At 34.8% G+C, this 11,405-nt stretch carries 12 protein-coding genes; 6 read left to right on the top strand and 6 right to left on the bottom strand.

All coding sequences use genetic code 11. The annotated features are described in order from the left end of the window. The first annotated feature begins 46 nt into the window (after positions 1-46). Complete coding sequence (locus ACIQ2S_RS07540) at positions 47-1,042, top strand: T9SS type A sorting domain-containing protein (RefSeq protein WP_396174583.1); 996 nt, start codon at positions 47-49, stop codon at positions 1,040-1,042. 126 nt (positions 1,043-1,168) lie between these two features. Further along, the gene (locus tag ACIQ2S_RS07535) at positions 1,169-2,095 is read left to right on the top strand and encodes an acyl transferase (RefSeq protein WP_396174585.1); all 927 of its coding nucleotides are present in this window, start codon (positions 1,169-1,171) and stop codon (positions 2,093-2,095) included. A 27-nt stretch (positions 2,096-2,122) separates the two neighbouring features. On the opposite strand, the gene tyrS is transcribed toward ACIQ2S_RS07535, so the two are convergent. Beyond that, entirely contained in the window at positions 2,123-3,433 is a 1,311-nt protein-coding gene (gene tyrS, locus ACIQ2S_RS07530; RefSeq protein WP_396174580.1) for a tyrosine--tRNA ligase, read from the bottom strand. Between the two features lie 77 nt (positions 3,434-3,510). On the opposite strand from tyrS, the gene ACIQ2S_RS07525 reads away from it, so the two are divergent. Beyond that, complete coding sequence (locus tag ACIQ2S_RS07525; RefSeq protein WP_396174577.1) at positions 3,511-4,509, top strand: NAD-dependent epimerase/dehydratase family protein; 999 nt, start codon at positions 3,511-3,513, stop codon at positions 4,507-4,509. Here ACIQ2S_RS07525 and ACIQ2S_RS07520 read toward each other — a convergent pair. From ACIQ2S_RS07520 to ACIQ2S_RS07510, 3 genes are read right to left on the bottom strand one after another with little or no spacing between them, the layout of a single operon-like run. Then, on the bottom strand, positions 4,506-4,928 hold the full coding sequence (locus ACIQ2S_RS07520; protein ID WP_396174575.1) for a DUF4296 domain-containing protein: 423 nt from the start codon (positions 4,926-4,928) through the stop codon (positions 4,506-4,508). The genes ACIQ2S_RS07525 and ACIQ2S_RS07520 overlap by 4 nt on opposite strands. A 3-nt stretch (positions 4,929-4,931) precedes the next feature. Next, positions 4,932-6,269, bottom strand: coding sequence for a dihydroorotase (locus ACIQ2S_RS07515; RefSeq protein ID WP_396174572.1), 1,338 nt, complete (start codon positions 6,267-6,269; stop codon positions 4,932-4,934). Between the two features lie 12 nt (positions 6,270-6,281). Next, entirely contained in the window at positions 6,282-7,007 is a 726-nt protein-coding gene (locus ACIQ2S_RS07510) for a polyprenol monophosphomannose synthase (RefSeq protein ID WP_396174569.1), read from the bottom strand. A gap of 214 nt (positions 7,008-7,221) precedes the next feature. On the opposite strand from ACIQ2S_RS07510, the gene ACIQ2S_RS07505 reads away from it, so the two are divergent. Continuing rightward, a complete protein-coding gene (locus tag ACIQ2S_RS07505; RefSeq protein WP_396174567.1) occupies positions 7,222-7,884 on the top strand; it encodes a DUF4271 domain-containing protein in 663 nt (220 codons plus the stop codon). 19 nt (positions 7,885-7,903) lie between these two features. Next, positions 7,904-8,653 (top strand): uroporphyrinogen-III synthase, encoded by a 750-nt coding sequence (locus tag ACIQ2S_RS07500; RefSeq protein ID WP_396174565.1) that lies wholly within the window; start codon positions 7,904-7,906, stop codon positions 8,651-8,653. 74 nt (positions 8,654-8,727) lie between these two features. On the opposite strand, the gene pckA is transcribed toward ACIQ2S_RS07500, so the two are convergent. Both pckA and ACIQ2S_RS07490 read right to left on the bottom strand, forming a co-directional pair. Further along, positions 8,728-10,353 (bottom strand): phosphoenolpyruvate carboxykinase (ATP), encoded by a 1,626-nt coding sequence (gene pckA / locus ACIQ2S_RS07495; RefSeq protein WP_396174563.1) that lies wholly within the window; start codon positions 10,351-10,353, stop codon positions 8,728-8,730. 78 nt (positions 10,354-10,431) lie between these two features. Then, on the bottom strand, positions 10,432-10,818 hold the full coding sequence (locus ACIQ2S_RS07490) for a DUF423 domain-containing protein (RefSeq protein WP_396174561.1): 387 nt from the start codon (positions 10,816-10,818) through the stop codon (positions 10,432-10,434). Between the two features lie 119 nt (positions 10,819-10,937). Between ACIQ2S_RS07490 and ACIQ2S_RS07485 the strand changes: the two genes are divergently transcribed. Then, positions 10,938-11,405 (top strand): saccharopine dehydrogenase NADP-binding domain-containing protein (locus ACIQ2S_RS07485; protein ID WP_396174559.1); only part of this gene is annotated, 468 nt, incomplete at its 3' end.

Below are 11,405 nucleotides of genomic sequence, written 5' to 3'. Positions count from 1 at the left end.
CATAAAATACTCTGTATCTTTGCATTAAACTTTAATAGTATTTATTATGAAAAAACTTTACTTTTTAACTTTTTTATCACTTTGTAGCATGGGATATTCTCAAGTTACGCTTCCACATTATGACGGATTGGATTATGCTACAGGGTCTGCTCTTCAAACGCAAACTGGATGGACAGCATTAAATACCGGAGATGATTTAGCTATAGTTGCTGGAAGTTTAAATTATACAGCATTACAAGTTTCTACTGGAAATAAATTAGCTTTTGGTGGTGCTGGTATTGATGCTGGAAAAGATTTTACATCTCAAACAACTAATACTGTATACTTTTCAATACTTTTAAATGTAACTGATTTAACAGCAACTACAAGCACGACAGGTGGCTATATTGCTGGATTTGTGCAGGGTACATCTTCAAGTTTTGGCGGTACTTTGTGGTTAAATAAAGTTTCTGAATCAACATTTAACATTGGCGTAAACCCGAGAACTACTGCTGCAAACACAGTTTATTCTACTGGTCCATACAATACCAACACAACTTACTTAGTTGTTATAAGTTATACGTTTAATGATGGAACAGCAAATGATATTGTAAAATTATGGATTAACCCTAGTTCTCTTGGTGCTACTGAACCAACGGCATCTGCAACAGCAACTAATGCAGGTACAGATTTAACTTCAGTTGGTCGTCTTTTAATAAGACAAGGTAGTGCTACCGACACCCCTAATGTTGAATTAGATGAGTTTAGAATAGGCACTACTTGGGCTGAGGTAACTCCACAAAACTCTGCTAACGTAAACGAAAACGCCATTGCAGGATTAAAAATTTATCCAAATCCAAATTCAGGAAGTACATTATATGTAACATCCGATTTAATTGGTGATAAGTCAGTGGTAGTATTTGATGTTTTAGGAAAACAAATCCTTAAAGTAGCTAATGCAACAGATAACGGTATCAACATCGGAAACTTAAAAGCCGGTATTTATATGGTGAAAGTATCACAAGACGGAAAATCAGCTACTCGTAAATTAGTAGTTCAATAATTCCGACACAAAAATATTTAAAAGCATCAACGAAAGTTGGTGCTTTTTTTATTGTTACTTTTGCAAAAAAAGTAGTTGACAACTTCAGAAATCTTTTCCATTGCAACCACCAAATCGTTTGAAAAAATGGCACTCAAAGTGTTTCGTTTTCAATACGATCACAATGCAGTTTATCAAGAATTCTGCAATCTTGTCAAAAGAGATAAAAGCAATGTAAAAGCAATAACCGACATTCCTTTTTTACCTATTCAATTTTTTAAAAGTCACAAAATTCTAAGTTCTCAAGAACCGGAGGCAATTACTTTTACTAGTAGTGGCACAACGGGAATGTTCACGAGTAAACATTTAGTAACTAACATAAATTTCTACAAACAGAGTTTTCAAACGGCATTTTCACAGTTTTATGGTTCCGTTGAAAATTATGTTATTCTGGCTTTACTTCCGTCCTATCTCGAGCGGGAGGGCTCTTCTCTTATTTATATGGTGGAAGATATGATTGCTGAATCTAATCATCGTGAGAGCGGGTTTTATTTGCATAATTATGACGAACTCATTTGTAAACTGGATGAACTGGATAAATCCGGTCAAAACGTTTTACTTATTGGTGTTACCTATGCTCTTTTAGATTTAATCGAAAAACAATCGTTTCATCTAAAAAATACCATCATCATGGAAACCGGTGGCATGAAAGGGAAACGAAAAGAACTGATTCGGGAAGAATTACACCAACTGCTATGCAATGGTTTTGGCGTATCAAGCATTCATTCAGAATATGGAATGACTGAATTGTTATCACAGGCCTATTCTTTAGGAAATGGTATTTTTGAGTGTCCGCCTTGGATGTCAGTCTTAATTCGAGATCCTGAAGATGCATTAACCTATGTAAACGACGGTAAAACCGGAGGAATTAATGTAATTGATTTAGCAAACATCAACTCCTGTTCGTTTATTGCTACGCAAGATTTAGGTAAAAAAAATCCCAACCATTCGTTTGAAGTGTTGGGACGTTTTGATGCTAGTGATATTCGGGGGTGTAATTTGATGGTTGTTTAAATTTGTTTCAAGTTTCAGGTTTCAGGTTTAAACGGCTCGTAAAATAAAATAGGTTTTCTTACCGCGTTGTAACAAAACAAATTCGTCATTAATTAAGTCATTGCCGGAAAGCGAAAATTCCTCAGTTACTTTTTCACGATTTACCGAAATCGCATTTTCTTTTAAAGCTCTTCGTGCTTCGCTATTGGAAGACATAAAACCTGACTTGCCTGCCAAAGCATCTACAATGGAAATTCCCACGATTAAATCAGTTTTTGAAATTTCTGCTTGCGTAATTCCGTCAAAAACATCCAAAAATGTCTGACTGTCCAATTGTTTTAAATCTTCTGAAGTGGAATTTCCAAACAAAATATTCGAAGCTTTCACTGCTTTATCATACTCTTCACGAGAATGCACAAAAACCGTAATTTCTTCTGCTAATTTCTTTTGCAACAAACGCAAGTGAGGTTCTTGTTTGTGTTTTTCAATTAATTCATCAATTGTACTTTTATCTAAAAAAGTAAAGATTTTAATGTATTTTTCTGCATCAACATCAGTAGCATTAAACCAAAATTGGTAAAATTTATAAGGCGATGTTTTGTCGGCTGTTAACCATACATTCCCCCCTTCCGATTTTCCAAACTTCGAACCATCGGCTTTGGTAATTAACGGTGTAGTTAAAGCAAACGCTTTTGCTCCTTCGCCTTCGGTATTTACATTTAATCGTCTCACTAATTCTGTTCCAGTAGTGATATTACCCCATTGATCGGAACCACCCATTTGGAGCAAACAATTGTGCTGTTTGTGTAAATGATAAAAATCGTACCCTTGAATTAATTGATAGGTAAACTCTGTAAACGACATTCCTTCACCTTCTTCACCACTCAATCTTTTTTTCACAGAATCTTTTGCCATCATGTAATTTACCGTGATGCGTTTACCAATGTCGCGTGCAAACTCGATAAAAGTAAAATCCTTCATCCAATCATAATTGTTCACTAAAATCGGAGCATTTGCTTCTTTCGAATTGAAATCTAAAAAGCGTGACAAAACACCTTTTATTCCTTCGACATTTTTATTCAACGTTGCTTCATCCAATAAATTTCTCTCATCTGATTTTCCGGATGGATCGCCAATCATTCCGGTGGCACCACCCACCAAGGCAATAGGTTTATGTCCAAAATTCTTTAAATGAACCAATAATATGATTTGTACCATACTCCCAATATGCAAGGAATCGGCTGTAGGGTCAAATCCGATATAAGCTGTCGTGGATTCTTTTAACAATTGCTCTTCAGTTCCAGGCATCATGTCGTGAAACAATCCTCTCCAACGTAACTCTTCTACTAAATTTTTCATCTAAAATTAATTTTGGCAAAGATAGTTTTAATTCTATAATTTGAAAATGTAGAACGGAAACATTTATCTTTGTTTTTATGAATTTAGTTACAGGCGGAACCGGTTTGGTTGGAGCACATTTACTTTTACAATTGGCACAAAATGGTGAAGCTGTTCGGGCTCTTTACCGAAACAAATCTACCCTTACAAAAACCGAAAACTTATTTAAAAAGAAGAATGCCTCCGGCCTTTTTTCAAGTATTGAATGGGTGAAAAGCGATGTAACTGATGTTTCCTCATTGGAACTCGCTTTTAAAGGTGTGACGCACGTTTACCATTGTGCTGCACTAATTTCTTTTGACCCGAAAGACGAAGAACAACTTAGAAAAATAAATATTGAAGGAACTGCGAATATGGTTAATTGTTCATTAGCTTTTGGAATACAGAAGTTCTGTCATGTAAGCTCTATTGCAGCCTTGGGAGATCTTGCTAAGAATGAAGTACTAATTACGGAAGAAACGGAATGGAACGCGGAGAAACCGCATAGTGATTATGCAATTTCAAAATTTGGTGCTGAAATGGAATTATGGAGAGCCCAACAAGAAGGATTAAACTGCATTTGCGTCAATCCTGGTGTCATTTTAGATGAGGTGTCTAAGAAAAGTGATTGGACCACAGGTAGCAGCGAAATTTATAAAAAAATTAATAACGGAATGTATTTTTATGCCAACGGCTCCACAGGTTTTATAACTGTTGAAGATGTGGCAAAAACGATGCTTTTTTTAATGAAGTCAACTGTTGTAGGTGAACGATATACACTGATATCACAAAATGTAAATTATAAGGATTTCATTGGATGGGTTGCAGATGCTTTGGGTGTAAAAAAACCATCATTTCAAGTGCAGCCTTGGATGACCGAAATAGCATGGAGATTAGATTGGTTCCTAACGCTTATTTTACCAATAAAAAGAAGTCTTTCAAGAGCAATATCAAAATCGATGCACTCGCGCGAGCAGTATTCCAATTCAAAAATCGTTGCAGTTTTGCCTTTTAAATTTGAGTCAATTCAAATCTATTGCTCCAAAGTTGTCGATTAATCTTTTATCATCTGCCGCTTTGTGCGTCGTGTAAGCGAATCTTTTGCTTTAACTTTTTCCGGATTATTGGTTTGCTTTTTTAATAAGGTGTCGAAATCAGCTTTGGATTGTTCCATGCGGACTTTGACTTTTTCATACATTTTATCATACTTTTTGATGTCGGATGCATAGTATTTGTTATTGGCCACAAATTGCAAACTGTCAATGCCATATTTGTCATAAATATAAGTATATGGATTTATATTATTTCTGCTCATCAAAGTTGGATTATAATTAAGCATGGCTTCCAACAACGACAAGTCGTAAAATATGTCAACCATTTTTTCTTCTTCAATCAACTTTTCAGGAACGTCTACCACTGTTTCCTTGCAACCAATTACTGCTAAAAGCATTACTGAAAAAAGAACTATTTTCTTCATAACTTATCGATTGTAAAGCATTCGTTTTCCTGCTCTTATTTCTTTCACTTTTGAATTTTCATACACTAGTTGTCCATTGACAAAGGTGTGTGTAATTCGCGATTTGAAGTTGGTGCCATCAAAGGGCGACCAACCACATTTGTATAGTATATTATCTCTGTTTACAGTCCAAGGTTGCGATGGATTCACCAACACCAAATCGGCATAATATCCGGGCTTAATAAATCCTCGTTTTTCAATTTTGAAAATTTTTGCGGGATTGTGACACATTTTCTCAACAATCTTTTCGATGGAAATTTTACCTTGATGAAAGGCTTCAAACATAGCTACAACCGCATGTTGAACCAAGGGACCTCCGGAAGGAGCCGACACATACGACTTGCTTTTTTCCTCTAATGTATGTGGAGCATGGTCGGTTGCAATTACATCAATTCGACCATCAAGTAAAGCTTCCCAAAGTGCTTTTCTGTCATTTGCAGATTTTACGGCAGGGTTCCATTTAATTAGGTTCCCTTTGGTCAGATAATCTTCATCGGAAAACCATAAATGATGAATACAAACTTCTGCCGTTATTTGCTTTTGTTCTAAAGGTATTTTATTGGTAAATAAATCTAATTCTTTAGCAGTAGAAATATGAAACACATGCAGTCTTGCTCCGGTTCGTTTGGCCAAATCAATCACACGGACGGTTGATTTATAACACGCTTCAACGCTTCTGATTACGGGATGGAATTTAACGGGAATGTCGTCTCCATATTCTGCCTTAAATTTTTCAAGATTACTTTTTACGGTGGTTTCATCTTCACTATGAACGGCAATTAACAGTTTTGTTGAAGAAAATATTTTTTCTAATGATTCTGAACTATCAACCAGCATATCTCCGGTTGACGAACCCAAGAACAATTTCAAACCGGGAACATTTTTAGGGTTTGTTTTTAATATTTCTTCCAAATTATCATTGGTCCCTCCCATCATGAAACCATAATTTGCATAAGATGATTGGGCAGCAATTTGGTATTTTTCTTCTAATAATTCTTGTGTAACAGCATTGGGAACTGTATTTGGTTGTTCTATAAAAGACGTAATTCCACCGGCAACTGCGGCTCTGCTTTCTGAAGCTATATCTCCTTTGTGAGTCAATCCCGGTTCTCTGAAATGCACTTGATCATCAATTGCACCGGGCATCAAATAATGACCTTCGGCATCAATCACTTTAAAGTCTGGTTTTACGCTGATGTTTTCACCAACTTCCACAATCAAATCGTCCTGAATAAGCACATCTCCTTCAAAAATTTTGCCTTCATTGACAATTTTGGCATTTTTAATAACTATCCCTTTCATTGCTTCGATAAATTATAATCGGTTAAAAAGTTTTCTTATTCGCAAAGATATCACACCAAAAACAGCTTCTTTAATAATCGCATTGCTCATCTTTGAAACCCCTTTGGTTCTATCTGTAAATATTATGGGTACTTCAACAATCTTAAATCCCTTGCAATAGGTACGGTATTTCATTTCGATTTGAAAAGCATAACCTACAAATTTAATCTTATTTAAATTGATTTTTTCAAGTACTTCTCTGCGGTAACAAATGAATCCGGCAGTGGCATCATAAATCTTCATTCCGGTAATTAATTTTACATATACAGAGGCAAAATAAGATAACAACACCCTGCTTAAAGGCCAGTTAACAACATTCACCCCTCTTACATAACGTGACCCGATTGCCATAAACGCTCCCTCAGATTCACAAGTGTCATGTAAACGCTCTAAATCAATTGGATTATGCGAAAAATCGGCATCCATTTCAAAAATAAACGCATAGTCTTTTTGCAAAGCCCACTTAAAACCATGCACGTACGCAGTTCCCAAACCTGATTTTTTCTTGCGTACTTCCAAAAACAACTGTTCCGGAAATTCCTGTTGGAGTTGTTCTACTTTTAAAGCGGTGCCATCGGGGGAATTATCATCTACAACCACTACATGAAAAGTTTTTGGCAAAGCAAAGATAGCCCTGATAATGGACTCTATATTTTCAATTTCGTTAAAGGTAGGAATGATTACTAATCCGTTATTCATATGTATGCCCCAAATTATGCAACAAAAGTAACCTTTTTATAGAAGTTGTTTATTAATATTTTTATAATAAATACGTCTTAAAAAAAATAATTTTAACAAAAATCTATTCAAGATACACACATTTTAGTAAGCACTTTATCATTAAAACCAAACAGCATTGAAGGTTTACATGCTTAGAAAAATTCACAAAATACACTATATTTGCAAAAGCATCATGGAGCACTTTTTAGAATATAGAATTGAAGAGAACAAAGATTGGGCAACCATTCTTTTTTTGCTATGCTTATTGCTGGTTGCAATTACGAAAGGGAATTTTGAAAATAGGTTTTCCGACTTCATGCGGTTGATAGTTAACGATAAATATTTGAAAATTTACAAAGACAGTTCAAACGTAACGAGTAGGTTTACAATTTCGTTGTTTATTGTGCAATTGATCTCCTTTTCTTTTTTTATACTGATTATTTTGAGTTATTTCGGTATTGCCGAAAAAACAGACTTTATTAAATACATTCAAATTATTACGCTCATCGGTGTTTTTGTTCTTTCTAAATATTTAATTGACAAAATAATAGCCACAACCTTTAGTATTGAAGAATTTGCAGAGCAATTAAACCTTCAAAAAGTGAGTTACCGGGCTTTTATTGGTTTATTTATCATTCCCGTAAACGTAATACTCTACTATAATGATTATTCTTCAAAAATTATTGCTTATACTTTTATGTCTATTGTGTTGATTATTAATACTTTCACTTATTTGAAGACATTAAAGTCTTATCAAAACATACTTATTAACAAGTTATTTTATTTTATTTTATATCTTTGTGCCCTTGAAATAGCACCTTACTATTTCATGTATTATTGGTTTACCAAAAGCTAGAGAATAAAAGATGTCAACTATGAAAGTGAAAACAATTTTGGTTTCACAACCAGAACCCAAAGTAGAGAATTCTCCTTATTTTGAACTTATTCAAAAACATAAAGTTAAAATTGATTTTAGACCTTTTATTCATGTTGAAGGAGTTCCTTCAAAAGAAGTTAGAGCTCAAAAAATTGACTTAAATAATTTTACTGCGATTATTTTAACCAGTAAAAATTCGGTAGATCACTTTTTCAGAGTAGCAGAAGAAATGCGTTTTAAAGTTCCCGAAGATTTGAAATATTTTTGTCAGTCTGAAGCAGTCGCTTTCTACCTTCAAAAATATGTTGTTTACAGAAAACGAAAAATATATGTGGGTCAAAAAGACTTTGTCGATTTATCGCCGCTTATAAAAAAATACAAAGAAGAAAAATTTCTACTGCCTGCATCCGACCAATTAAATTTTGATGTTCCGCAAACGTTGAACAATTTAAAAGTAGATTGGGTTCAAGGTATTTTTTACCGAACGGTGATGAGTGACTTGTCGGATTTAGCAGATGTATATTATGATGTACTTGCATTCTTCAGTCCAACAGGCATTAAGTCATTGTTTAAGAACTTTCCCGATTTTAAACAAAATGAAACACGAATAGCTGTTTTTGGAAGCACTACGCAGAAAGAAGCGTTGGAACATGGCTTACGTGTAGATATCATGGCTCCATCTCCGGAAGCCCCTTCGATGACGATGGCTTTGGAAAAATATATTGCAAAAACCAACAAGGATAAATAAATCTGAATTGCACAAAATTAAAAAGAGTCCCACAAAATTGCGGGACTCTCTTCGTTTGGTTAGTTAGTGTAAAATTATAGTTGAGGTCCGGACTTCACCAAATTCTGTCCTTCTTCATTGTCTGTGTACTGAACGAAATTTTTAATAAATAATCCTGCTAAATTAGTTGCTTTCTCATTCCATTCTGAGGCATTTGCATACGTATTTCTGGGGTCTAAGATTACGGGGTTTACGTCATGCAAATCTGTTGGCACTTCAAAATTAAATACCGGAATTGTTTTTGTCGCTGCCTTTTCAATTGAACCATCTAAAATTGCATCGATAATTGCACGTGTGTCTTTAATTGAAATTCTTTTTCCGCTTCCATTCCAGCCTGTGTTAACCATATAAGCACTAGCTTTGTGTTCCTCCAATTTCTTAACCAACTCTTCCCCATATTTAGTTGGATGTAGTGATAAAAATGCTTTACCAAAACACGCTGAAAAAGTTGGCTGTGGTTCCGTTACACCTCTTTCAGTACCCGCTAATTTAGCTGTAAATCCCGAAAGGAAATAATATTTGGTTTGCTCCGGTGTCAATTTAGAAACGGGAGGCATGACTCCAAAAGCATCAGCCGTTAAGAAAATAACTTTGGTAGCATGACCCGCTTTTGAAACCGGTTTGACAATATTTTGTATGTGATTAATTGGATAAGAAACACGCGTATTTTGGGTAACAGAACCATCTTTGAAATCGATTTTACCGTTGGCGTCAACGGTAACGTTTTCTAACAATGCATCTTTTTTAATTGCTCCATAAATATCCGGTTCGTTTTCTTTACTTAAATCAATGGTTTTTGCGTAGCATCCTCCTTCAAAGTTAAAAACACCGTCATTATCCCAGCCGTGTTCATCATCACCAATTAATTCGCGTTTTGGGTCGGTAGATAACGTTGTTTTTCCTGTTCCTGATAAACCAAAGAAAACAGCAACATCACCGTCTTTTCCTTTGTTTGCAGAACAATGCATGGAAGCGATTCCTTGCAACGGTAAATAGTAATTCATCATTGAAAAAAGTCCTTTTTTCATCTCACCACCGTACCAAGTACCTCCAATAATTTGAACTTTTTCCGTTAAATTAAAAGCTACATATACTTCTGAATTTAAACCGTGAGCTGCATAATCCTTGAAAGAAGTCTTAGAACCATTCATAACGATGAAATCAGGTTCACCAAAATTCTCTAATTCTTGTTCCGTTGGACGAATGAACATATTTTTTACAAAATGTGCTTGCCAAGCCACTTCCATGATAAAACGAACTTTCAAACGCGTGTTTTCATTAGCACCACAAAAAGCATCAACCACAAATAATCTCTTTCCTGAAAGTTGCTGGGTTGTTGTCTCTTTTAATGCATTCCAAGTTGCTTGAGAGATGGGTTTGTTGTCATTTGGAGCTTTTGGAGAATTCCACCAGATAGTTTCTTTTGTAACAGCGTCTTCAACAATATATTTATCCTTTGGCGAACGACCCGTAAATTCACCTGTCATCACATTCACCGCACCAAGTTCTGTTAGCTGACCTTTTTCGTAACCTTCTAAATTTGAACTTAACTCTTCGTTGCACAAAAATTCGAACGATGGATTATAGATAATTTCTTGCGTGTTTGTAATTCCGTATTTATCTAGCGAAATCGATTTCGTAAATTGGGTGTAACCGTCCATACATTTACCGTTTAGTTGAGTTTTATTATTTGGCAAAAGTAAAAATTAAATCTTTATGAATAGAAATTTAATCAATTTTTATGCTTTTTGTTTAAGAATATTTAAAAATAGCACCATCCAAGCACTCAATAATAGCAATCCTCCAATGGGCGTAACCGGACCAATGAAACTAAAATCAACTCCGATTAATGAATTGGTAGTCAATAAATAAATGGACCCCGAGAAGAAAATTACTCCTGATACAACCAAATAAAAAATGACGTTTTTAGCCCGGTCATTTACTAATGGCAAACGAGCGACAAAAAATAAAAACAACGCATGATACATTTGGTAGCGAACACCGGTTTCAAAACTAATTAATTGTGATTCATTGAGATAAGTTTTTAATGCATGAGCTCCAAAAGCTCCAAAAACAATGGCAAAAAAACCCATCAAAGATGCTGTTAAAATTATTTTTCGTTCCATTTGGTAATTTTAGAATTCAAATTTACAAATTTAATCAAGGCTTTAAAAAAGAATTAACACCTCCAAATTTGTTATAAATACAACATTTGTTTACTTTCGTGTGATATTTATACAATAAAATGAGGACTATTTTAATTATTGGTGCCGGACGTTCGGCCTCTTCGTTGATACAATACCTTTTAAACAAATCAGAAGTTGAACATTTACAGTTAGTTATTGCCGACATGTCACTTGAACTAGCCAAAAGTAAAACCAATAATCACCCCAACGCCATTCCGATTCAATTAGATATTTCAAATATTGAACATCGTCAACAAGAAATACAAAAAGCTTCAATTGTCATTTCGATGCTTCCCGCCCATTTACATATTGAAATAGCCGAAGACTGTATCGTATTCAAAAAACACTTGGTTACAGCTTCATACATCAGCCAAAAAATGCAGGATTTGGATAGTTTAGCCAAAGAAAACGGACTCATTTTTATGAATGAAATCGGCTTAGATCCGGGTATTGACCATATGAGTGCTATGAAAATCATCGATGAAATCAAAGCAAAAGGTGGTAAAATGATTCAGTTTGAATCCTTT

Origin of the sequence: Flavobacterium sp., assembly GCF_044371705.1 — a bacterium.
Lineage (GTDB): Bacteria > Bacteroidota > Bacteroidia > Flavobacteriales > Flavobacteriaceae > Flavobacterium.
Note: the sequence above shows the minus strand (reverse complement) of the source record. Positions and strands in the feature narration are given on the sequence as shown.